At 65.5% G+C, this 23,537-nt stretch carries 19 protein-coding genes; 12 read left to right on the top strand and 7 right to left on the bottom strand.

Annotated elements, in window-relative coordinates:
* Nucleotides 1-83: 83 nt before the first annotated feature.
* The 4 genes from FHT19_RS21265 (at nucleotide 84) to FHT19_RS21250 (ending at nucleotide 9,295) form a co-directional block, all read left to right on the top strand.
* Nucleotides 84-1,316: a TIGR04063 family PEP-CTERM/XrtA system glycosyltransferase gene (locus tag FHT19_RS21265; RefSeq protein WP_169476722.1), complete on the top strand. Its 1,233-nt coding sequence runs from the start codon at nucleotides 84-86 to the stop codon at nucleotides 1,314-1,316.
* Nucleotides 1,317-1,422: 106 nt separating this feature from the next.
* Nucleotides 1,423-3,003 carry a hypothetical protein gene (locus FHT19_RS21260; protein ID WP_169476721.1) on the top strand — a complete coding sequence of 527 codons (1,581 nt, stop codon included), beginning with the start codon at nucleotides 1,423-1,425 and terminating at the stop codon, nucleotides 3,001-3,003.
* Nucleotides 3,004-3,207: 204 nt separating this feature from the next.
* Nucleotides 3,208-7,848: a glutamate synthase large subunit gene (gene gltB, locus FHT19_RS21255; protein ID WP_169476720.1), complete on the top strand. Its 4,641-nt coding sequence runs from the start codon at nucleotides 3,208-3,210 to the stop codon at nucleotides 7,846-7,848.
* A gap of 13 nt (nucleotides 7,849-7,861) precedes the next feature.
* On the top strand, nucleotides 7,862-9,295 hold the full coding sequence (locus tag FHT19_RS21250; protein WP_168556341.1) for a glutamate synthase subunit beta: 1,434 nt from the start codon (nucleotides 7,862-7,864) through the stop codon (nucleotides 9,293-9,295).
* Nucleotides 9,296-9,365: 70 nt separating this feature from the next.
* On the opposite strand, the gene FHT19_RS21245 is transcribed toward FHT19_RS21250, so the two are convergent.
* Complete coding sequence (locus tag FHT19_RS21245; RefSeq protein ID WP_169476719.1) at nucleotides 9,366-10,400, bottom strand: aromatic ring-hydroxylating dioxygenase subunit alpha; 1,035 nt, start codon at nucleotides 10,398-10,400, stop codon at nucleotides 9,366-9,368.
* 74 nt (nucleotides 10,401-10,474) lie between these two features.
* Between FHT19_RS21245 and FHT19_RS21240 the strand changes: the two genes are divergently transcribed.
* Entirely contained in the window at nucleotides 10,475-11,068 is a 594-nt protein-coding gene (locus FHT19_RS21240; protein WP_169476718.1) for a TetR family transcriptional regulator, read from the top strand.
* On the opposite strand, the gene FHT19_RS21235 is transcribed toward FHT19_RS21240, so the two are convergent.
* From FHT19_RS21235 to FHT19_RS21220, 4 genes are read right to left on the bottom strand one after another with little or no spacing between them, the layout of a single operon-like run.
* Nucleotides 11,047-11,703, bottom strand: coding sequence for a M24 family metallopeptidase (locus FHT19_RS21235; RefSeq protein WP_169476717.1), 657 nt, complete (start codon nucleotides 11,701-11,703; stop codon nucleotides 11,047-11,049). The genes FHT19_RS21240 and FHT19_RS21235 overlap by 22 nt on opposite strands.
* On the bottom strand, nucleotides 11,700-12,386 hold the full coding sequence (ung, locus tag FHT19_RS21230; RefSeq protein WP_248290589.1) for a uracil-DNA glycosylase: 687 nt from the start codon (nucleotides 12,384-12,386) through the stop codon (nucleotides 11,700-11,702). Before ung ends, FHT19_RS21235 begins: the two co-directional genes overlap by 4 nt.
* Nucleotides 12,387-12,399: 13 nt before the next feature.
* Entirely contained in the window at nucleotides 12,400-13,209 is an 810-nt protein-coding gene (locus tag FHT19_RS21225) for a class I mannose-6-phosphate isomerase (protein WP_169476715.1), read from the bottom strand.
* On the bottom strand, nucleotides 13,206-14,240 hold the full coding sequence (locus FHT19_RS21220; protein WP_169476714.1) for a mannose-1-phosphate guanylyltransferase: 1,035 nt from the start codon (nucleotides 14,238-14,240) through the stop codon (nucleotides 13,206-13,208). Before FHT19_RS21220 ends, FHT19_RS21225 begins: the two co-directional genes overlap by 4 nt.
* 305 nt (nucleotides 14,241-14,545) lie before the next feature.
* On the opposite strand from FHT19_RS21220, the gene FHT19_RS21215 reads away from it, so the two are divergent.
* The 7 genes from FHT19_RS21215 to FHT19_RS21185 all read left to right on the top strand — a co-directional run bounded on the left by FHT19_RS21215 (nucleotide 14,546) and on the right by FHT19_RS21185 (nucleotide 22,208).
* Nucleotides 14,546-15,166, top strand: coding sequence for a ribonuclease D (locus FHT19_RS21215; protein WP_169476855.1), 621 nt, complete (start codon nucleotides 14,546-14,548; stop codon nucleotides 15,164-15,166).
* Nucleotides 15,167-15,214: 48 nt separating this feature from the next.
* Nucleotides 15,215-15,868 (top strand): LPS export ABC transporter periplasmic protein LptC, encoded by a 654-nt coding sequence (gene lptC / locus FHT19_RS21210; RefSeq protein WP_168556348.1) that lies wholly within the window; start codon nucleotides 15,215-15,217, stop codon nucleotides 15,866-15,868.
* 43 nt (nucleotides 15,869-15,911) lie between these two features.
* Nucleotides 15,912-16,502, top strand: coding sequence for an LptA/OstA family protein (locus FHT19_RS21205; protein WP_169476713.1), 591 nt, complete (start codon nucleotides 15,912-15,914; stop codon nucleotides 16,500-16,502).
* A 113-nt stretch (nucleotides 16,503-16,615) separates the two neighbouring features.
* Nucleotides 16,616-17,638, top strand: coding sequence for an NAD-dependent epimerase (locus FHT19_RS21200; protein ID WP_168556350.1), 1,023 nt, complete (start codon nucleotides 16,616-16,618; stop codon nucleotides 17,636-17,638).
* 530 nt (nucleotides 17,639-18,168) lie between these two features.
* Complete coding sequence (locus FHT19_RS21195; protein ID WP_168556351.1) at nucleotides 18,169-18,756, top strand: polysaccharide biosynthesis/export family protein; 588 nt, start codon at nucleotides 18,169-18,171, stop codon at nucleotides 18,754-18,756.
* Nucleotides 18,756-20,996, top strand: a complete 2,241-nt coding sequence (locus FHT19_RS21190; RefSeq protein ID WP_248290588.1) for a polysaccharide biosynthesis tyrosine autokinase — start codon at nucleotides 18,756-18,758, stop codon at nucleotides 20,994-20,996. Before FHT19_RS21195 ends, FHT19_RS21190 begins: the two co-directional genes overlap by 1 nt.
* A gap of 9 nt (nucleotides 20,997-21,005) precedes the next feature.
* A complete protein-coding gene (locus FHT19_RS21185) occupies nucleotides 21,006-22,208 on the top strand; it encodes a hypothetical protein (RefSeq protein ID WP_169476712.1) in 1,203 nt (400 codons plus the stop codon).
* A 26-nt stretch (nucleotides 22,209-22,234) separates the two neighbouring features.
* Here the strand turns inward: FHT19_RS21185 and FHT19_RS21180 are convergent, their stop codons facing one another.
* Both FHT19_RS21180 and FHT19_RS21175 read right to left on the bottom strand, forming a co-directional pair.
* Nucleotides 22,235-23,125, bottom strand: coding sequence for a glycosyltransferase (locus FHT19_RS21180; protein WP_169476711.1), 891 nt, complete (start codon nucleotides 23,123-23,125; stop codon nucleotides 22,235-22,237).
* A gap of 76 nt (nucleotides 23,126-23,201) precedes the next feature.
* Nucleotides 23,202-23,534: a hypothetical protein gene (locus FHT19_RS21175; protein ID WP_168556354.1), complete on the bottom strand. Its 333-nt coding sequence runs from the start codon at nucleotides 23,532-23,534 to the stop codon at nucleotides 23,202-23,204.
* Nucleotides 23,535-23,537 lie beyond the last annotated feature (3 nt).

Genomic DNA, 23,537 nt, shown 5'->3' with positions numbered 1-23,537 from the left:
ACGGGCATAGTGCGACACGGTTGACGGCGCGTTAAGCGAAGAATTTGCTGGCCGTTAAGGCTTGTTGTGCCAAGCGTTGGGGCATGGCCCGGATTCTCCACGTTCTCGATCACTCGTTGCCGCTGCACAGCGGCTATACCTTTCGCACGCGCGCGATCCTCAAGGCGCAGAAAGGGCATGGGCTTGAGGTGCGCGGAGTGACGGGGCTGCGCCATGCCGCGCCGGCCGAGGGGAACGATCCCGAAAGCCATGACGGCCTGCTGTTCCATCGCACCGCCGGAGAGGCTGGCGGCCCGCCGGGCTTGCGCGAGTGGCGCGAGGCGGGGCTGCTGGCCGATCGGATCGTGGCCGTGGCGCGCGAATGGCGGCCCGATGTGCTTCACGCCCACAGTCCGGCCCTGTGCGGGCTCGCGGCGGTGCGTGCGGGCAAGCGGCTGGGGCTGCCGGTGGTCTATGAAATCCGGGCTTTCTGGGAAGACGCGGCGGTGGGCAACGGCACGGGCCGCGAAGGATCGCCCCGCTATTGGCTGACACGGCAACTGGAGAACCGCGTCGTGGCCGGGGCCGACGCGGTGGTGACGATCTGCCAGGGATTGAAGGACGATCTGGTGGCGCGCGGCGTGGCACCGGGCAAGATCACGATCATGCCCAACGGCGTGGACCTGGCCCTGTTCGGCACGCCGCCCGCGCCCGATCCGGCACTGGCTGACCAGCTTGGGCTGGGCGAGGGGCCGGTGATCGGCTTCCTCGGCAGCTTCTATCCCTATGAGGGGCTGGACGACATGATCGCGGCCATGCCGGCGATCGTGGCGCAAGTGCCCGGTGCCCGGCTACTGCTGGTGGGTGGCGGGCCGGCGGCCGAGGCGCTGCGCGCCCAGGCGGCGGCCAGCCCGGCCGCGCATGCCATTCGCTTTGTCGGCCGCGTGCCGCATCACGAGGTGGACCGCTATTACGCGCTGGCCGATGTGGTGTGCTATCCGCGCAAGGCCATGCGCCTGACCGACTTGGTCACCCCGCTCAAGCCGCTGGAGGCTATGGCCCAAGGCAAGCTGGTGGCCGCGAGCGACGTGGGCGGCCACCGCGAACTGATTCGCGATGGCCAGACCGGCACGCTGTTTGCACCCGATGATCCCGCCGCACTGGCGGCGGCCATGGTGGCGTTGTTCGCACGGCGCAGCGAATGGGGGCAGCAGCGCCAGGTCGCCCGCGCCTTTGTCGAGCAGGCCCATGACTGGGCGGCCAACGCGGCGCGTTATCTTCCCGTTTACCAAGGCCTGATAGCCCATGCACTGGACAAGCCCGTTCTGGCTGCCTGAAATGTCAGGGGATTGGCACAGCGGCAGGCTTGCCTGAAGACCGATTCGCCCTGCACCATGGCAAGTGGTTGATGGGTGGACGGTTCACGATTGGGGGTATGCACAGGTGACCAAGACCAAGCGCAAGGCAGGGGCCCGGCACAAGCCGATCACCGCGCATCGGTTGTTTCCCGCCTTTGCCGCCTTGTGGTTTGCGGCGCTGTTCGGGCTGGCCAGCTTTGCCGTGCCGGTGGATCTGTTGCAGCGCGTTGTCGTGGCCAGCGGCCTGCCCCATCTGGTGGCGGCTGCCGCGCCGCCGCTGGGCTTTACCGCGCGGGCGCTGGTCGCGCTGCTGCTGACCGGCGTTGGCGGCATGCTGGGCCTCTTGATCGGGCTGCGCCTGGGCGCGCGCCATCGCCCGATGGCGGACTCGGCTGAAAGCGACCTGGAAATCGCAGCGCCTGTTGTTGTGGCCACCGCGCCGCGCGTGCGGGCCCGCGACGCCCATCCCGATGCGCCGCCCCGCCGCCCGCTGGTGGTGAGCGCCGACATGATCGATGAATCCGAGACCACGATCGTGGCTGACGATTCGGCGCTGGCGCTACGCCGGCGCCCGCTGGTGACCCAGAATGGCTCCAGCGCGCCGCAGGCGATCGATCCGGTGGAAGACCTGCTGCCCGGCGGCAGCGATTTCGCGCGCGACGCCTTTGACCCCTTTGCCATCTACGAAGGCACGGCCGAGAGTGCCGAGCCGTTCGTTCCACCCGCATTCCTGGCCGAGGCGCTGGGCGAAGCGGCGCGCGAGGACATCGTGCCCCTTCCCGAAGCGGCACCCGAAACTGTGGCGGAAACAGTGCCTGAGGCCGAGCCTGGGCGTGGGCCTGAGCAAGCGGCCGACACGGCGAACAGTGTTTCTCCGGCTGTGGAGCCGGAACCGGTATTGCCCGAGGCCGTGGACGAAGCCAGCGACGCCCGGCCCGCCGAAGAGACGGATGAAGCGGAAGAACCTGCCCGCGTGACCGTTCCGGCGGGACCCTCGCTGTTTGCCATGGCCCGCCAGGCCGTTGGCGAAGGCGGCCGCTCCCCCGTTGCCCAGGCCGACCTTGATGGACTGGGCCTGGTGCAACTGGTCGAGCGCCTGGCGCTGGCCATTGCCGATCATCGTCGTGCCCTTGACAACGCGGTGGAAGACAGCGCCCCGGCCTATCACCTGACGCCCCGGGCGCCGACCGGCTTCGACAGCGGCGATGAGGCTGGTACGCCTGTGGTGGACGCGGCGCGTGGCCATGCTCCGGGCGATGTCCTGGCCATGCCTCGCCTCCACCGTGTTGGCCCGGCTGATACCGGCCAGGCGGGAGAGCCGACCGGCGAGGCAGCGGTGCTGGAACAACGCTATTCGTCGTTGCTCGACATGGCCGCCGCCGTGCGTCGGGCGGATTCGAGCCGCCATGCCCTTTCCGGCAGCCCTGCTGCAACGCCGCAGCCGGTTGTGATCTTCCCGGGTCAGGCGCGTGCCCAGCGCATCGATGAACAGGGCGCGGCCGCCCCTCTGGCGGCGCCGTTCGAACGACCCTATCTCGCCGCCGTTCCCAGCCAATTCCAGGCGTTTGATGGCAGCGAGACCACAGCGGCACCCGATGCGGAAAGCACCGAGCAGGCCTTGCGCGATGCCCTCGCCACGCTGCAGCGGATGACGGCGAACCGCTAGGGGTGTGATCGCATCGCCCTGCTGCGGTGCGACATTTAAGCATCGCATCCGTATTTCCCGGCACGGTTTCCCATTTGGGCGGCCCTCCCCGGTTGCAAAATAACTTTCCAACAGTCATGGGGGATTCTCGCGCAACTTTCGACGCTTTCCGGCGCCGTGATTCGTGCGAGCTTTCTTTCTTTGGGTGTAGGGACGATCAACGCGATGGGATTTCCGCCGGTTCAGGGCCTGTATGATCCGCGTAACGAGCATGACGCATGTGGCATGGGCTTTGTTGCCCACATCAAAGGCGTCAAAAGCCACGCGATTATTGGCCAAGCGCTGGAGATTCTGCGCAATCTCGACCACCGCGGCGCGGTGGGCGCCGATCCCCTGCTGGGCGATGGCGCCGGCCTGCTGATCCAGCTGCCCGACCAGTTGTTCCGCAAGTGGGCCGCGGGCGAAGGCAAGGAACTGCCGCAGCCGGGCGACTATGCCGTGGCGATGTGCTTCCTGCCGCAGGACGAAGCCGCGCGGAACTTCGTGATCGAAAAGTTCGAAAAGTTCGTGGCCAAGGAAGGCCAGGAGCTGATCGGCTGGCGCGATGTGCCCGTGACGCTCGATGGCCTGGGCAAGACCGTGATCGAATCGATGCCGGTGATCCGCCAGTGCTTCATCAAGCGCGGCGAGAACTGCGCCGACCAGGACGCGTTCGAGCGCAAGCTGCTGGCGATCCGCAAGCAGACGCAGAACCCGCTCGAAGCCATGGCCGAAAAGCATGGCCTGCCCGGCGTGACCGAACTGTACCTGCCCAGCTTCTCCTCGCGCACGATCGTGTACAAGGGGCTGCTGCTGGCCGGCCAGGTCGGCTCGTTCTATGACGATCTGCGTGATCCGGACTGCGTTTCGGCGCTCGGCCTGGTGCACCAGCGCTTTTCGACCAACACGTTCCCCAGCTGGAAGCTGGCGCATCCGTTCCGTTTCGTGGCGCACAATGGTGAAATCAACACCGTGCGCGGCAACGTCAACTGGATGAACGCGCGCCGCCGCACCATGGAATCCGAGCTGCTCGGCCCGGATCTCGACAAGATGTGGCCGCTGATCCCGCATGGCCAGTCCGACACAGCCAGCCTCGACAACGCGCTCGAACTGCTGGTGGCTGGCGGCTATGGCATTGCCCATGCCATGATGATGCTGATGCCCGAAGCCTGGGCCGGCAACGCGCTGATGGATCCCAAGCGCCGCGCGTTCTATGAATATCACGCCGCGCTGATGGAACCGTGGGATGGCCCGGCCGCCGTGGCGTTCACCGACGGGCGCCAGATCGGTGCCACGCTCGATCGCAACGGCTTGCGCCCGGCGCGCTTCTCGATCACGCGCGACGATCTGGTCTGCATGGCCTCGGAAAGCGGCGTTCTGCCGTTCCGCGAGGAAGACATCGTGCGCAAGTGGCGCCTCCAGCCCGGCCGCATGCTGCTGATCGACCTGGAGCAGGGCCGCATCGTGGAAGACGATGAGCTCAAGGCCCAGCTCTCGGCTGCCGAACCCTATGAGGAATGGCTCGGTGCCGCCCAGTACAAGCTCAAGGAGCTTGAAGTGGTCGAGCCCGAAGTCGTTGCGCTGCCTACCGCGACCGACAGCCTGCTCGATCGCCAGCAGGCCTTCGGTTACACCCAGGAAGACGTGACCAAGTTCCTGGAGCCGATGGCCGCGATCGGGGAAGACCCGATCGGCTCGATGGGCACCGACACGCCGATTGCCGTGCTCTCCAAGCGCTCGCGCCTGCTCTACGACTATTTCAAGCAGAACTTCGCCCAGGTCACCAACCCGCCGATCGACCCGATCCGCGAGGAGCTGGTGATGAGCCTGGTATCGATGATCGGCCCGCGCCCGAACCTGCTCGGCCATGACGCCGGCAGCCACAAGCGCCTTGAAGTGGACCAGCCGATCCTCACGAACGAGGACGTGGCCAAGATCCGCTCGGTCGAGGCTGCGCTCGATGGCGCGTTCCGCACCGCCACGATCGACACGACCTGGGACGCGACCACCGGTGCCGATGGCCTGGCCATGGCGATCAAGGAAATGTGCTGGGCCGCCACCGAAGCGGTGCTGGCAGACAAGAATATCCTGATCCTGTCGGACCGTGCGCAAAGCGCAGATCGCATTGCCATGCCTGCACTGCTGGCGACGGCCGCGGTGCACCATCACCTGGTGCGTCAGGGCCTGCGCATGCAGACCGGCCTGGTCGTGGAAACCGGCGAGGCGCGCGAAGTGCACCACTTCTGCGTGCTGGCCGGCTATGGCGCCGAAGCGGTCAATCCCTACCTCGCGTTCGAGACGCTCGAAGCCATCCGCATCGACAAGGGCCTGCCGCTCACGCCCTATGACGTGCAGAAGAACTACATCAAGGCGATCGGCAAGGGCATCCTCAAGGTCATGTCCAAGATGGGCATTTCGACCTACCAGTCCTATTGCGGGGCGCAGATCTTCGACGCGGTTGGCCTGTCTTCGGCCTTCGTTGACAAGTACTTCACCGGCACGGCAACCTCGATCGAAGGCGTCGGCCTCAAGGAAGTGGCCGAGGAAACCGTGCGCCGTCATGCAACGGCCTATGGCGATAACCCGATCTACAAGAAGATGCTCGACGTGGGCGGCATGTACCAGCTGCGCCTGCGCGGCGAAGAGCACGCCTGGACGGCCGGCAACATCGCCAGCCTGCAGCACGCCGTGCGCGGCAACATTCCTGAAAAGTACAAGGAATTTGCCCAGACCATCAATGACCAGTCCGAACGGATGCTCACCATCCGCGGCTTGATGGAGCTGAAGCCGGCCGACCAGCCGATCGACATTAGCGAAGTGGAGCCGGCGAACGAGATCGTCCGGCGCTTTGCCACCGGGGCGATGAGCTTCGGCTCGATCAGCCGCGAGGCACACACGACGCTGGCCATCGCGATGAACCGCATCGGCGGCAAGTCCAACACCGGCGAAGGCGGCGAGGAGCCCGATCGCTTCAAGCCGCTGCCCAACGGCGATTCGATGCGCTCGGCGATCAAGCAGGTCGCCTCGGGTCGCTTTGGCGTCACGGCTGAATATCTCGTCAATGCCGACGACATCCAGATCAAGATGGCCCAGGGCGCCAAGCCCGGTGAAGGGGGCCAGCTGCCGGGTGACAAGGTCGACAAGGTGATCGGCAAGACCCGCCACTCGACCCCGGGTGTCGGCCTGATCTCGCCGCCGCCGCACCACGACATCTATTCGATCGAAGACCTTGCCCAGCTCATTCACGATCTCAAGAACGTGAACACCAAGGCGCGCGTTTCGGTCAAGCTGGTGTCGGAAGTGGGCGTGGGCACCGTGGCCGCGGGCGTTTCCAAGGCGCGTGCCGACCATGTCACGATCTCGGGCTATGAAGGCGGGACCGGCGCTTCGCCGCTCACCTCGCTGACCCACGCCGGCAGCCCCTGGGAAATCGGCCTGGCCGAAACCCAGCAGACCCTGCTGCTCAACAACCTGCGCAGCCGTATCTGTGTGCAGGCCGATGGTGGCCTGCGCACGGGCCGCGACGTGGCGATTGCCGCGCTGCTGGGTGCCGACGAGTTCGGCTTTGCCACCGCGCCGCTGATCGCGGCCGGGTGCATCATGATGCGCAAGTGCCACCTCAACACCTGCCCGGTGGGTGTGGCGACGCAGGACCCGGTGCTGCGCGCGCGCTTCACCGGCCAGCCCGAGCACGTGATCAACTACTTCTTCTTCGTGGCCGAAGAACTGCGCGCGATCATGGCCGAGATGGGCTTCCGCACGGTGGCTGAAATGGTCGGCCGGGTAGACCGTCTCGACACGCGCAAGGTCGTGGCGAACTGGAAGGCGCAAGGGATCGACCTGTCGCGTCTGCTGCACAAGGTGGAACCGGTGGAAGGCACCGGCCTCAACTGGACCGGGCACCAGGACCACGGCCTCGATGCCGCGCTCGACAACGACCTCATCGCGGCGGCGGCGCCTGCCCTTGAAGCGGGCGAGCCGGTGCGCATCGAGCGTGCGGTGATCAACGTCAACCGCACCGTGGGCGCGATGCTCTCGGGCGAAGTGGTACGTCGCTATGGTCATGCCGGCCTGCCCGACAACACGATCAACGTGGCGTTCAAGGGCGTGGCGGGCCAGTCGTTCGGCGCGTTCCTGGCCCACGGCGTCACGCTCGACCTGGTGGGCGATGCCAACGACTATGTCGGCAAGGGCCTGTCGGGCGGCCGCGTGATCGTGCGCCAGCCGGCGCATGTGGAGCGCGAGGCAGCCGAGAACATCATCGTGGGCAACACCGTGCTCTATGGCGCGATTGCCGGCGAGGCGTTCTTCAACGGCGTGGGTGGCGAACGTTTCGGCGTGCGCAATTCCGGTGCCCTGGCGGTGGTCGAAGGCACCGGCGATCATGGCTGCGAATACATGACCGGCGGCGTGGTCGTCGTGCTGGGCAAGACCGGGCGCAACTTTGCCGCCGGGATGTCGGGCGGGGTGGCCTATGTCTATGACGTGGATGGCAACTTCGGTTCGCTGGTGAACGGCGCCATGGTCGACGTGCTGCCGGTTTCGGCCGCGCGCGACGAAGACGACGGTGCCGGCCGACCGCAGCAGCGCGGGGTGGACGTCAACGACTTCGGCATGGGCGACATGCTGCGTCATGACGCCGAACGCTTGCGCGTGCTGATCGAGCGTCACCTGCTGCACACCGGGTCCAAGCGGGCCCGCGCGATCCTCGACAACTGGGATCAGGAAGTGTCGCGTTTCGTCAAGGTCATGCCGCGCGACTATGCGCGTGCGCTCCGCCAGCTTGAGGCCGAGCGCCTTGAAGCCGCGTCGGTCGCTGCGGAATAAGGAATAGACTACAATGGGTAAGGCAACCGGCTTTCTCGAACTCGACCGCAAGGACCGGGGCTATGATGCCCCGGCCGAGCGCCTGAAGCACTATCGCGAGTTCATCGTTCCGCACGACGAAGGCTCGCTCAAGGGCCAGGCCTCGCGCTGCATGAACTGTGGCATTCCCTACTGTCACAATGGCTGTCCGGTGAACAACCAGATCCCGGACTGGAACCACCTGGTCTATGAAAGCGACTGGCGCGAAGCGCTGGACAACCTGCATTCGACCAACAACTTCCCGGAATTCACCGGCCGCGTCTGTCCCGCCCCATGCGAGGCGGCGTGCACGCTCAACATCGTCGACCAACCCGTCACCATCAAGTCGATCGAATGCGCGATCGTCGACAAGGGGTGGAAGGAAGGCTGGATCGAGCCGCAGGTCGCCGCGAAGAAGACCGGCAAGTCGGTCGCGGTGGTCGGGTCGGGCCCGGCGGGCATGGCTGCCGCGCAGCAACTGGCGCGTGCGGGCCATTCAGTGACCGTGTTCGAAAAGTCGGATCGCGTGGGCGGCCTGCTCCGCTATGGCATTCCCGACTTCAAGATGGAAAAGCACCTAATCAACCGTCGTCTGATCCAGATGATGGCCGAAGGCGTGGATTTCCGCACGTCGGTGGAAGTGGGTGTGACTGTCTCGGTCGACTCGCTCAAGGAAAACTTCGACGCGGTGGTCCTGTCCGGCGGCGCAGAAGATCCGCGGCCCCTGGGTATTCCCGGCTTCGAACTGCCGGGCGTGCGCTTTGCCATGGAATTCCTCACCCAGCAGAACAAGCGCGTGGCCGGCGACGATGAAATCCGCGCCGCGCCGCGTGGTTCGCTCACTGCCACGGGCAAGCACGTGGTGGTGATCGGCGGCGGTGACACCGGTTCGGACTGCGTCGGCACGTCCAACCGCCAGGGCGCGCTGTCCGTCACCCAGCTGGAAATCATGCCGCGTCCGCCCGAGAAGGAAGACAAGGCACTGACCTGGCCGAACTGGCCGCTCAAGCTGCGCACCTCGTCCAGCCACGAAGAAGGCGTGACCCGCGAATTCGCGGTGCTGACCAAGCGCGTGGTGGGCGAAAACGACGTGACCGGGCTGGAATGCGTCCGCGTCGAATGGGTCGATGGCAAGATGCAGGAAGTGCCGGGCAGCGAATTCGTGCTCAAGGCCGATCTCATCCTGCTGGCCATGGGCTTTGTCGGTCCGCGCAAGCAGGGCCTGCTCGAACAGGCCGGTGTGGATCTCGATCCGCGTGGCAACGTCAAGGGCAACACGGTGGACTACAAGACCAGCGTGGACGGCATCTTTGCCTGCGGCGACATGCGCCGGGGCCAGAGCCTGGTGGTCTGGGCCATCCGCGAAGGCCGCCAGTGCGCCCGCGCGGTGGACGAAGCGCTGATGGGTGTGACCGAACTGCCGCGCTGAGCGACCCGATCGTACCGCGAAAACAGGACAGGGGGCGCTCGGCAGCGAGCGCCCCCTTTCTCGTGCGGGTTCAGGCCGGCTGCGGTTGTCGGGCCAGCCGCTCGACAAGGCGGTTGTACAAGATCACCGCTTTGTCATGGACCGTGGGCATGACCGCGGGATCGGGCGTCGCGGCGATCACGCGCTGTTGCGCTTCGATCATCGTCTTGTCCTCGGCAAAGGCGCGGCCCGCGATGTCCATCAGGGTATCGCGCAAGGCCGCATCGCCATGGGCGCGGTGCGGGCCCCAGGAAAAGAAATAGCGCGCCGTATCGCCGGTCATCGGCGTCACGGCCTGGCTCGTGAAGGTGACACCGCCGGTCGCCCCGGCATAATCAGGCGCACCGTAGCCGCAACGCGTGGCGGTGCCGGGTGCGAACGTGCCACCCTTCATCAACAGCACGCCCGGGACCAGGAAATCGTAGGCCATGTAGCTGTCCATCGGCGTGGCCGACATGCGCGAGGACGAACCGAGGCTGTTCTCGATCCATCGTTCATAGCGGATGCCGCGTGGCAGTGGCGTGATGCGCGCCGGCGTATCGGCAAATTCCGACCCGGCACCAAAGCTTTGCGCATGAACGAAGGTAAGGTGGCTGAAATCCAGCAGGTTGTCACAGATCAGTCGCGCCTGCGCCGCATAGTCGAGATGACCGTGCCCGAGAATATAATCGGGATTGTCCAGGCCCACGGCCGGCGGGACAAGGTCTTCGTCGGCCCGCGCCGGATCCCCCATCCACACCCAGATCCAGCTGTGCCGCTCGATCGCGGGATAGCGGCGCACGCGGGCCTGCGGTGGGATGGTTTCCTGCCCCGGAATCGCGATGCACTTGCCCGATCCATCGAACAGCAGCCCGTGATAGCCACAGCGCAAGGCCTCGCCCTCGCACCGGCCCAGCGATAGCGGGGCAAGGCGATGGACACAGCGGTCTTCCAGGGCATGAAGTGCCCCCGTCGGCGTGCGCCACAGCACGATGCGTTCGTCCAGGATGGTGATGGCAAAGGGGGTCTGTGGTTCCAGTTCGTGGCTCCACCCGGCAACGTACCAGGCATCGCGGGCATAAGTCATGGGCTGTTGCCTCCTTCTGATCGCTCTCCGTCCGGCAGGTTGACTTAACAGTGTTAAGGAGTCAAGACGGTTCCATGCCGCCCCGCCCCGAACCCGCTCTTGATCGCCAGCGCCTGGTAGCCGCCGCCTTTGCCGTGCTGGAGGACGAGGGTCTGGAAAAGTTGAGCATGCGCAGCCTGGCGGCGCGGCTGGGCGTGCAGGCGCCAGCACTTTATTGGCACATTGGGGACAAGGCCGAATTGCTGGGCATGATGGCGGCCGAAATCTATGCGGCAGCGTATTCCGCCGTGCCCAACGCGCCCGATTGGCAGGCCTGGTTGATCGCGTTTGGCACGGCCCTGCGTGCGAGCCTGGCGGGGCGGCGCGATGGCCCGCGGCTATGCGCGCTGGCCTATCCCACTGCGCCGACGGCCCCGGCAGACCATGCCCGCCATATTGCCGCGCCGCTGGTTGACCTGGGGCTGGATCAGAACCAGGCGCTGGCGTTCCAGGCTGCGGTGATCGCCTTCACGCTGGGATGGGCAACGTTCGAAGCGAACGGGCCGATGCGGGCCTTTCTGCAGGGAATGATGGATTTTGAAGGCAATTTTGCCGGCGGTCTGGGCGCACTGGTGCGCGGCTTGGGCACGCCGGCGCTCGCGCCGGATCAGGCCAGCAAATCCTCGTAGAACGCCCCGAACGGGCGGGTGGGGTGGCGAAGCTGGATTTCCAGGATCCACAGGCCTGGCGTGGGCAAGCCGTCGAGATCACCAAGCTTGCCGGCCTGGCGCGAAGGGTGGGGGTAATCGGCGACGCGATGGCCGCGCACGTCGAGGTTGAGTTGCCAGCCCATCGCCACAGCTTCTTCCGCGGCGCGGGCATAGAGCGCCGTGCCGCGCACAGCGCCATGGTTCCAGATCGCTGCCACCCGTTGCCACAACTCGCGTGCGGCGGCGGCGCAGGCGTGCATGTCTGGATCGTCGCCTACTGCGAAGCTGGCGCCGACATCGGCTTCGTGGCCCAGCAGTACCGGGCCGATGTCGATGAAGAAAATGTCGTTTTCGGCCAGGGTCAGGTCTTCGCCACCCCGATCGCTGAACACGCGCAGGGTGTTGGCGCCGAAGCGCACCACCATCGGGTGCCAGGCCTGGCCCATGCCGAGGTCCGCCATGATTGCTTCGCCAAGCGCCTTGGCTTCGCTTTCGCGCAGGCCGGGATGGATCGCAGCGGCGAGGCGTTCGATGGCGGTCCAGGCCTGGGCCTGCGCCGCGCGCATGGCCGGCAGCGACCAGGCGGGGCCGACGGAGTCGACCGCCGCGTTCATGCCGGGTCTACCCGCCAGTCGATCGGGCTCTGCCCGTGGCTTTCCAGGAAAGCGTTGGCCTTGCTGAAATGGCGGCAGCCGAAGAAGCCGGCGTGGGCCGACAAGGGGCTGGGGTGAGGTGCCTTGAGCACGAGATGAGGGCCGGACGCGAGGCCGGGCACGCGTGCGGCCTTTTTCTGGGCGTGGCTGCCCCATAGGAGGAAGACGATCGGATCGGGCCGTGCCGCGACGGCGGCAACGGCCGCGTCGGTGAATTCCTCCCAGCCCTTGCCCTGGTGCGAGCCGGCCTGGCCGGCTTCCACCGTCAGCGCGTTGTTGAGCAGCAGCACGCCCTGCTCCGCCCAATGGGTGAGATTGCCATGCGCCGGGCGCGGCAGGCCGAGGTCGGTTTCCAGTTCCTTGTAGATGTTGACCAGGCTGGGCGGCACTTTCACGCCGCGTTGGACTGAAAAGGCCAGGCCATGCGCCTGGCCGGGGCCGTGGTAAGGGTCTTGCCCCAAGATCACGACTTTCACTGCCTGCAGTGGCGTCAGTTCGAGGGCAGCGAGGCGCTGCCCTCGCGGCGGGTAGATCGTCTTGCCGGCGGCTTCCTCGGCACGCAGGAAACCACCCAGCGCCCGCAAGGGCGGGCTGGCGAGCACCGGATCGAGGGCGGATGCCCAGCTTTCAGGGACCGCGGACACGTCCGTCGCCCCGTCAGGCAGCGGCCGGCCGCACGACGATCGCCTGGCCCTGCGCGTCGAACGCCAGCGCATCGATCCCCGGCGCCCAGGCGCAATCGCCCGGCTTGAGGATTTCATCGCCAAGCGCCACGGTGCCGATGCGCGGGATCACCAGCAGCGGGCCGGCATAGTCGGCAGCAAGGGTTGCATCGGGCAGCCCATCGAGGCGGTGCGCCGTGAAGTAGGCGCCGCTGGCGAGCTCTACCGTGCCGGTATCGGGGATGTGCTTGTGCAGCGCCGGATCGAGCGGCTCGCCCTTGGACACGGCGATGCCAGCATCGAGATGCAACTCGCGCGGGCGGCCATAGTCATAGAGGCGATAGGTGATGTCGCTGTTCTGCTGGATTTCGATCAGACTGACGCCGGCGCCGATGGCGTGGACGGTGTTGGCCGGAATATAGAAGAAATCGCCCGGCTTGACCGGATGCCACACCAGCATGTCCTCGATGCTGCCATCGAGCGCGGCGGCGCGCATCGTGTCGTGGTCCACATGCTCGTGGAAACCCACGCCGAGCGTGGCGCCGGGCTCGGCATCGATCACCAGCCAGCATTCTTCCTTGCCGCGGTCCTTCTCACCGGCGGCGGCCGCCTGCGCGTCGCTGGGGTGGACCTGCACCGACAGCGCTTCGCTGGTGAAGATGTACTTGACCAGGAGGCTGGGCACTTCGGGCGGGGGCACGAACCAGATTTCGCCGATGCGCTGGCCTTCGGGCGCACTGAACGGTGCGGGCAGTACATCCTTGCCCCAGGGCTTTTCGACCGAGCGGATCGGCAGCTTGCTCATTGATTCACCGCACCTTCCAGCTTGCCCACCAGTTGCGCGCCTTCGGGCGTGCACACCAGGATGTCGTCGCCATCGACCACCACGATCAGGTTGCTGGCGCCCACGACCGAAACGCGGGGGCCATCGGTGTGGACCAGCACGTTGCTGCAGTTCTTGAGTTCGACGCGGCCCTTGGTGGCATTGCCCACTTCGTCCTTGTCGAGCGCTTCGTGCAGTGCCTGCCAGTTGCCGATGTCGGACCAGGCCATGGTGGCGGGCACCATGGCGGCGCGGCCGGTCTTTTCCATCACCGCGTAGTCCACCGATTCGCCCGCGATCTTGGCAAATTCGGCCGCGTCGGGGTGGAAGGCGTTGCCGTCGGCTTGGCCCTTGGCCACCGCGGCGCGCACGGCGCTGGCGATGTCGGGGCGGTGCTGTTCCAGTTCGTCCAGGAAATGCCCGGCGCGGAACGCGAAGATTCCGCCGTTCCAGGCATAGCCACCATCGGCCAGGAAGCTCTTGGCGCGTTCCAGATCGGGCTTTTCGACAAAGCGTTCCACGCGGCGGCCACCGCTGCCCTCGATCGGATCGCCTTGCTTGAGATAGCCGAAGCCGGTTTCGGGCGCCGTCGCTGCGATGCCGAAAGACACCAGCCAGTCATCGGCGGCCAGCGCGGCGGCGGCGGTGGCCGCGGCCTGGAAGGCATCGCAATCGCCGATGTGATGGTCGCTGGGGCACACCAGCATGATAGCGTCTTCGGGCAGGCGCAGCGCAGCCAGGGCGATGGCCGCAGCCGTGTTCTTGCCCTCGGGCTCCACGATGATCTGGCTGCTGGCCGGATCGGGCAACTGTTCGACCACGTGATCGAGGTGATGCGCCCCGGTCACGACCACCGGCGGCGAAAAACCTGCTTCAGTGCTGCACCGCAGCACGGTGGCTTCGAACAGCGTGGTGTCGCCAACCAGCGGAAGGAACGGCTTGGGCTTGATCTTGCGCGAACGCGGCCACAGACGGGTGCCGCTGCCGCCGCACAGAATAACCGGTGTGATCATCGTAGTAGACGTTCCTGATTGCGTGGTCCCAGGTACCATTTTCTGGCCTTCTTACAGTAACATGCCTCTTTCTGCCAAAATGCATGGGGCGGTGGATCGACCGCGCCTTCCGGCAGGGTGGCACGGCACCGCCCCCTATTCCTAGTGTACGCCGCCAAGGGCGGCAACCGCCAATACGCTGCACCACGGCATGGCGATTGTGCGCCGCGCAGAAAGGCTTGGCCGGGTTGCAGGTGCGTGCGGGTGGTGGGATCGGCCGGGCCTTGGGGTTGCCGCTTGCGCCGAACGGGCCTAAGCACGCGGGCATGGCCGTTTACCTGCATGAAGAAGACCTGCCTTCCGCCGATTTGCTGGCGCCGGGCATCGTTGCTGTCGACACCGAGACGATGGGGCTGATCACGCCGCGCGACCGGCTTTGCGTGGTGCAGATTTCCGACGGGCAGGGCGATGAGCACCTCGTTCGTTTCAAGGTGGGCAGCGACTATGCCGCGCCCAATCTGCGCGCCGTCCTGGCCGATCCCGCCCGGCTCAAGCTCTATCATTTCGCACGGTTCGATCTGGCGGCCATTCATCATTACCTTGGTGTCATGGCGACGCCGGTTTTCTGCACCAAGATCGCATCCAAACTGGTGCGTACTTACACCGACCGGCATGGCCTGAAGGACCTCGTGCGCGAATTGCTGGGCAAGGAAATCTCCAAGCAGCAGCAGTCTAGCGACTGGGGTGGCGCGGTGTTGAGCGATGCGCAACTCGAATATGCCGCATCCGACGTGCGCTATCTGCATGGGGCCCATTCCATCCTGTTGGAACGTCTCGTACGCGAAAAGCGTTCCGAGATCGCCCAGGCCTGTTTCGACTTCCTGCCGACGCGGGCCCTGCTCGACATTGCCGGGTGGGCCGACCGGGATATCTTCAGCCACGAGTAATCAACCCGCCCTGATGATCGCTGTAACGCCCATGAACGTTGTGACGCCATGACAGTCCAGGCCGATCGCATGCGCAATCGCCGCCAGCACAAGGCCGCCCCCGGCGGCCGGCACGATCGTGTCGTGCGCACGCTGGCGGTTGTGTTGCCGGGCCTGATCGGGGCGATGCTGGCGGTCATGGTGCTCAGCCCGCTCGCCCCGCGTGGGGAAATCAGCTTCCTGCTTGACCGCACCAAGGTGGCAGTCGTGGCCGATCGCCTGCGCGTGGTCAGCGCGATGTATCGCGGCGCGGACAACAAGGGTCGGACCTTTTCGGTGACAGCCGGCACCGCCGTGCAGCATTCCGCGGCGCAGGATGTGGTGCAACTCAAGGACGTGACCGCACGGGTCATGCTCAAGGACGGGCCGGCGATCCTCACCACGCAGCAGGGCGCCTATGACTTTGGCAAGCAGTTCATCACTGTGCCCGGCGTGGTCAATTTCGAAAGTTCCGATGGCTATCGCATGATCACCGACGGCGCATCGATCGACCTGAACAAGCGGCGCATGGTCAGCGATGGGCACGTCGAAGGGCGCCTGCCGACCGGCACGTTTTCGGCCGATCGCATCACGGCCAACCTTGACGATCGGGTGGTAACGCTGGAAGGGCATGCACGCATGCGGATGGACCAAGGCAAGTTGCCCCTTCCAGCCAAGCCCTGACGCCGGGCAAGCCATGACGCGCGATTCGATGAGGACAACGCAGATGACCGACCCGCTCTCTTCCTCGCCCCGCGTTTCCACGCGCGTTCTGGCGCTGCGCTCGCTGGCTGCGGGCTTTGCCCTGTCGGCCGCGATCGTGGCGGGCGCGGTTCATCTCGATGCCCAGACCTTTGCCAAGCACAATTCCAACGCGCCGGTGAATTTTGGCGCAGACCGCATGGAATTGCAGGACCGGCAAAAGCGCGTCGTGCTGACCGGCAATGTCGATATCACGCAGGAAGACCTGCGGCTTCAGGCGGCGCGCACCACGCTGGCGTATACCGACACCAATGCCGTTCAGGTGCAGCGCATCGATGCGGCCGGTGGCGTGGTGGTCACGCGTGGCGACCAGCGCGCCAGCGGCAACAGCGCGGTCTATGACATTCCGCGCCGGATCATCACGATGGTGGGCAATGTCGCGCTGCGGCGCGGCAAGGACACGCTCAACGGCGGGCGCCTGGTGATCGATCTCAACACCGGCCTTTCCAGCGTGGACGGACGCAGCAGCGCGCCGGCACCGGGTGGGACCGGCACCACCACCGCGCCGAGCGGCCGCGTCACCGGCACGTTCAACGTGGCGAAGAAGAGCACCTGAGCGTTTAGGTCGCGACCCAGCCAACGGCGCAAAAGCGTTACCCTTTTTTCGCTTCTGCCGGTTATGGCAGCGGCAAGGCGGACAGGCTCGTGCGCCGCAAGTGGAGACGCAGCGTGGCTACCCTGGTTACCGGCAATGCCGGCTTCATCGGCTTTCACACCGCCAAGACCTTGCTCGAACGAGGCGATGCCGTCGTGGGGCTGGACGTGGTCAACGATTACTATGACCCGGCGATCAAGGAAGCCCGGCTGAAAATCCTGGAAGAGACGGCGGCGCGCACGGGTTCGTCGTATCGCTTCTTCCGCGCCAACCTGGCCGATCGCGGGGCGGTGGAGCGTGCGTTCGAAGACGGTCAGGTGCGCCGCGCGGTGAACCTCGCGGCGCAGGCGGGGGTGCGTTATTCGATCGAGAATCCGCACGCTTACGTCGAAAGCAATATCGTCGGCTTTACCAACATCCTCGAAGCCTGCCGCCATCAGGGAATCGAGCATCTGGTCTATGCGTCGACCAGCTCGGTCTATGGCGCCAACAAGGCCATGCCGTTCAGCGAGCATGTTGGCGTGGATCACCCGCTGCAATTCTATGCCGCCACCAAGAAGGCGAACGAATTGATGGCGCACAGCTATAGCCATCTCTACCGGCTGCCCACCACCGGCCTGCGCTTCTTCACCGTCTACGGGCCCTGGGGCCGGCCGGACATGGCGCTGTTCCTGTTTGCCCGCGCGATCCTGGAAGGCAAGCCGATCAACGTGTTCAACCACGGGAATCACACCCGGGATTTCACGTATGTGGATGATATCGTGGCCGGCGTGATCCGTGCGCTGGATCGTCCGGCGGCGCCCGATCCGGCGTGGGATGCACACCAGCCCGATCCAGCCACGTCGAACGCGCCCTATCGGATCTATAACATCGGCAACAACGCGCCGGTCAAGCTGACCGCCTATATCGAAGCGCTGGAAGAAGCCCTGGGGCGCAAGGCGGAACGCAATCTGCTGCCGCTGCAGGCCGGCGATGTGCCCGATACTTATGCCGACGTTTCCGATCTGGAGCGGGACCTGGGATACAAGCCGGCCACCACGGTGCGCGAGGGCGTGAGCCGATTCGTGGCCTGGTATCGCGATTACCACGGGGTGTAGGGCAAGTCCCCGCGCGGCGGTTCTTACGCAACTGCGAGATGGATTGCCTGGTTTGTACTGTGCGGAATTCCGCGCAGCAGAAGCGATCCATTTTGCACTGCGAGATAATGGTATATCGTTACTTGTGCGACGAAACGGGTCGTAAAGGCGATGAGCGGGGAAACACTTAGGCGGGCTTTGCCATATGCCGGCTGGAACTGCTGGCATTGCAATGGCATTGTTACACCGCCGGGGTAATCATGGGGGGCGCCATGTCACAGCACGACAAGCTGCGCAGAATGCTATTGTGCAAAGCAGCAATAGCTGGCATCGCTCCGTTCCGGAGATTTCTTCGGCAGGGAGAAAGGCGTGTGCTGTCGTCTTCCATGGCGGCAACAGATCGCTGACGATCGCTTCGAATGACCAAAGCAGGAGCACGTATCCAAGTGAAGCTTCCACCCAGAATTGCGGTTCTTCTTGCGAGCGCTGCCGTGTCGGGTTGTGCAACGCCCGTTGCCCCCACCGTGAAGCAGGGCCAAGACGCATACCAGGTGGCACAGCCCCAGGCGGAAACCAAGCTGCCCGATCAGTACAAGATCGGCCAGGGCGACGAGCTTTCGCTCGCGGTGTTCGGCGAGCCTGACCTGAGCGCGGCGAAACTGGTCGTGGACGAGGCCGGCCGCATCCAGGTGCCGCTGGTCGGTTCGGTGGTGGTTGCCGGCATGTCTCCTGACGAGGCGACGAAGGCAATCCAGAACCGGTTGGGCTCACGCTATCTGCGCGATCCCCAGGTGACGCTGAACGTGACCACCGCCGCTGAAAAGCTGGTTTCGGTGGAAGGCCAGGTCAACCACGCCGGTTCCTATCCCATCACGCCCAACACCACCCTGCTGGGCGCGATCGCCATGGCGCAGAGCCCGACGCGCATCGCCAAGCTGGACGAGACCATGCTGTTCCGCAACGTGAACGGCCAGCGCATGGTGGCGCGGTTCGACATCAAGCGCATTCGTGCGGGCATCGACCCGGATCCGCAGGTGTTTGCCGGAGACGTGATCGTGGTCGGCTTCTCGCAGTCGAAGTCGATCTACCGCGACATCATCTCGATGGCCGGGCTCCTCAACGTCCTGACCCGTTTCTAATGATCGGCGGTACCGTGCACAACAACCCCTCCTTCGCTCCTGCTGGCAGCGCCGCGCCGCGCGCGATGTCGGATGCCTTTGCCGATCTTGCCGAATACGACGACGAGGGCAGCAAGATCGACGTTCGCAAGATCCTGCTCGTCATCCGCGCCAACTTGTGGCTCATCGGCTTGATCATTGCAGGTTCGCTGGCGCTGGCGCTGGTCTTCACCATGCTCAAGACACCGCGCTACACCGCAGTGGCAACGGTGCAGATCAACAACCAGTCGGCCCAGGTGCTGGGTGACGATCAGCAGGATGCCTCGCAGGGCGAAGTAGCCTCGCCGCAGGATACCGATCGCTTCCTCAAGACGCAGATCGCCATTCTCAACAGCCGCGCCATTGCCGAGCGCGTGGCCCAGCGCCTGCGCCTGACCGGCAATCCGCAGTTCTATGCCGGCATGGGTGTGCCCGCGCCCAAGCCCACGGCCAGCCCGCAGCAGGTGCGCGAATACACGCTCAACCTGCTCAACAACAACGAGCTGGCCGACATGACGCCGGCTTCCCGCCTGGCAACGATCACGTTCACCAGCATCGATCAGCAGCTTTCCGCGCGCATCGCCAATGCCTGGGCCAACGAATTCATCCAGGCCAACCTGCAGCGCCGCTATGACAGCTCGGCCTATGCCCGCGATTTCATCTCGGGCCAGCTCGCCGAAGCCAAGGCCAAGCTCGAGCAGTCGGAACGTGATCTCAACGCCTATGCCCGCCAGGTCGGCCTGATCCGCACGCGCGATGCCGCGCCCACGCCCGGCGACGCCGACAGCGGCGGGACCACCGGTTCGGTGACCACGGCCAGCCTGCTGCAGATCAACACCGCGCTGAACCAGGCGCAGGTCAACCGCATGGCGGCCGAGCAGCGCTGGAAGGCCTTGTCGGGTGGCAACCTGCTGGGCGCGCCCGAAGTGCTGGCCAACAGCACGATCACGTCGCTGCTGGCCGACCGCTCCCGCGCCGAGGCCGAACTGCAGCGCGAACGCGCACGCCACCTCGACGACTTTCCGTCGGTGGTGCAGGTCAAGGCCCAGATCGTTGGTATCAACCAGCAGATCAATTCGGTGGCGCAGAGCATCCGTACGTCCGTCAAGGAACAGTACGACGCGACGGTCGAAGCCGAGAACAATCTCAAGCAGCAACTCTCGCAGCTCAAGGGCACTTCGCTCGAAGAGCAGGACAAGTCGGTTCAATACAACCTGCTTGCCCGCGAAGCGGATACCAACCGCAGCCTGTATGACGGCCTGCTGCAGCGCTTCAAAGAACTGAATGCGGCGGCCGGCATCAGCGCCAGCAACATCTCGATCATCGATGCGGCCGAGCCGCCGTCGATCCCGAGTTCGCCGGTGCTGGTCAACAACATGTTGATCGCGCTGCTTGCGGCCCTGGCGATCTCGGCGCTGGTGGTGCTGATCCGCTTCCAGCTGGACGATGCGGTCCGCGTGCCGGAAGACATCGAGGAAAAGCTGGGGATGCCGTTGCTTGGCGTCATTCCCAAGGCGGAAGACACCACGCCGGCCGCGGCCTTGGCCGATCCGAAGTCGGCGGTCAGCGAAAGCTACAACTCGCTGCGCGGTTCGCTGCTCTATTCGACGGCAACCGGCCTGCCGCGCTCGCTGCTGGTCACCAGCTCGCAGCCTTCGGAAGGCAAGTCCACCACCAGCCTGGCCGTGGCCACGGGCCTTGCCCGCCTGGGCAAGAAGGTGCTGCTGCTCGACGTCGACATGCGCCGCCCCGCGCTCCATGCGGTGATCGGGGTGACCAACGAACACGGCATGTCCAGCCTGCTTACCGCGCAGGATACGCTGGCCGACGTGGTGCGTGAAACGGATGAGCCCAACCTGCAGGTGATCACTTCGGGTCCGCTGCCGCCCAGCCCGACCGAACTGCTCAGCTCGGGCCGCCTGACCCAATTGCTGCGCGAACTGAACGAGATCTATGACGTGGTCATCCTCGACAGTCCGCCGGTGCTGGGCCTGGCCGATGCGCCGCTGATGTCGGCCATCGTCGATGGCGTGATGCTCGTCGTCCAGTCCGACCGTAGCCGCCGCGGCTCGCTGCGCGCTTCGCTGCGCCGCCTGCGCGCGATGCACCCCAATGTCCTGGGTGCGGTGCTGACGATGTTCGACGCGTCGAAGTCGGGCAACCGCTACTCCGAATACTATGGCTACAACTACTACCGCTACACGCCCGAGAACGAGGCCTGAGGTAAAGCCATGACGGGCTCGCCGTTGGGCAAAGTGTCGGGGCTTGGCAAGGTGTCGGGCTATGCTGCGGCGCTTGCCTTGGCCGCCTATGCCGGGGTGGCCGCTTTCAGCGGATGGGATCGGCTTTCGATCGTCGATCCCAACGTGCGCGCGCCGACCGGTTGGGCCTATGATACCTTCAGCGCGCGGGCGCTGGCCGGGGATGCCAACGCGGCAGCCCGGCCCAAGGATGCGCTGCCCCTTGCGCAGCGCGCCTTGCTGTCAGACCCGGTCGATGCCTCGGTGGTGGGCCTGGTTGGGGCGGCCCACTTCCTGGCCGGCCAGTCCGACGATGCCGATGCGGCATTCCGCCTGTCCGCCGGCATGGGCTGGCGCGACCTGCCCACGCAGATCTATTGGTTCAACCGGGGGCTGGACCTGGGCCAGGCCGATGTCGCCGCCCAGCGCCTGGACGCCTATCTGCGCCAGGTGCAGGACGATGACCGCACCCAGACCATGCTGAACGACATGGTGGCAAGCCCCGAAGGACGCGCCGCGATCGTGCCCCGGCTGGCCGAGGCGCCCACGTGGCAGCGCATGTTCCTCTCCGCGCCCTCCACCATGGCGCAGCAGGACTTTGCCAACCGGTATGCCGTGGTGCGGCAGATGCGCGCCGGCAGCCTGGGCTGCCCGGCGGTGAGCGGGTTGACCACCGGGTTGATGCGGGTGGGCCTGTTCAACGAGGCGCAGGATATCTGGAGCCGCGAATGCGAACCGGGCAACGCCCTGGTGCACGATGGCCAGTTCCTGCGCATCAATCCCGATCCACAGGCGCACAATTCGGTGTTCGACTGGCAGGTGCCGAGCAGCGGGACCGTGGAACTGCTGGTCAGCGACTTTGGCAACAATGGTGCCCACCAGCTCGACCTGCGGGTTTCCGGGGCCAGCCCCTTTTCGGTGCTGCGCCAGGTGGTGGTGTTGCCGGCGGGCAGCTATCGCCTCTCGTGGGCGATGCCTGGCACCACGGCGACCGAACTGCGCGCGTTGAAAGTGGGCCTGGGCTGCACGTTCGACCAGGGCATCGCCCAGACGCCGATACCGCAAGCCGGCGGCCGGGTTGCCACGCAATACCTGCTGGACGATGCCTGCCAAGCCCGCGCGCTGGTGTTCTGGCTGGCGCCGGGCACGCAAGTGCACATCGCCGATGTGCGGTTGGAGCGCGTGACGGGCTGAGCCAGCCAGGCCAGCCGGTTATCCGGCTATTTGCGGCGCGGGACGATCAGTGGCGTGCCGCGCGGCACGATCGGCCCCAGCACCAGGCAGAATGAGCGGATCGCCGCTGCTCGTGTCCGCGTGGCATCGCCTTTCAACAGCGAGACGAAAAAGCGCCCGATGCTCTTGGTCAATTGCCAGGCATAAGTGGAATAGAGCTTGTGCTGGACCAGCACGGCGCCATTGCCCAGGGCATAGAAAAACGACCGGTCCAGTTTGATCGTATCGTTGGCGGGCAGGGGCGGATGATCGACCAGCAGCCCGGCCACGCGGCGTCCACGATAGCCGGCCGCAAGCAGGCGCAGCCCGAAATCGAGACCCTCGCTCGATCCGTGAATGCAGCCGATGCCCAGCGTGGGATCGAATCCCGTGGCGCGAAACGCTTCGGTTCGGATCGTCACGCCTGGCTCCCACATGTTGCCGATGATCGTCTTGGGCGAAAAATCGATGTCGGCGGCAATGGGGTCGGCCGCCTGCACGGCGCCCTCGGACCGAATGTTGCAGGCCAGGAAATCCAGCTTGTCGCGCTCGAGCAGGGCAATGGCATCGTGCAGCGCCGTGTCACCCACCGGATAGGTATCGTCATCGAGGAAGCACAGGAACGGATGGCTGGCCAGTTCCGCACCCTTGTTGCGTGCCAGCGACGAACTCCAGATGGTGAGCGGCAAGACGCGCACCCCGGGGAAGGATGGGGCATTGGCCACGTCCCAGCCTTGCCACACCAGGATGATCTCTACCGTCACGTGCAACTGTTCGCGCAGATGGTCGAGCACGGTGCGCAGGCGCTCTTCGCGGCCGGAATTTTCCACCGTGCAGATGATGATCGTGATCGATGGCGTGGTGGGCGTGGGGGCAGATGTCTGGGCGTCAGCGGTCATGGCGTTTTCCGTCGGTGAAGCGGGCGGTGGTTTGGCGCCGGATGGGCCGACGACGCGCACAGGCGCCGCTTTGGCTTCATGCGCGATTCCCCCGGGTCTTGCCAAGGGGGCATGACATGAAATTTGCTGCGTTGCGGCAATTGGTCATGCCGCGAACTTGTAAAATCTTCCGCGCTGCAAAATAAAATGGCTGACCAGCGCTTGGCAAAGTCGGCGATCCATTGACAAGAACAGGTTGACCCGACAGACCTTTGCCAGGGGAACGGCCATTGCGCAGTGCACAAGGGACGGACAAGCCGTAGCCCGATCCGGCATGGCGATGCGGCAAAAAGCGCCAAATTGTGCGGGATAGGCTGGTTTCTGTTTCGTAAACCATGGTTTGCTGCAATTTCGGGACGGTTTTGAACACGGT

It is taken from the genome of Novosphingobium sp. SG919 (genome assembly GCF_012932495.1).
GTDB classification, from domain to species: Bacteria; Pseudomonadota; Alphaproteobacteria; order Sphingomonadales; family Sphingomonadaceae; genus Novosphingobium; species Novosphingobium rhizosphaerae.
Note: the sequence above shows the minus strand (reverse complement) of the source record. Positions and strands in the feature narration are given on the sequence as shown.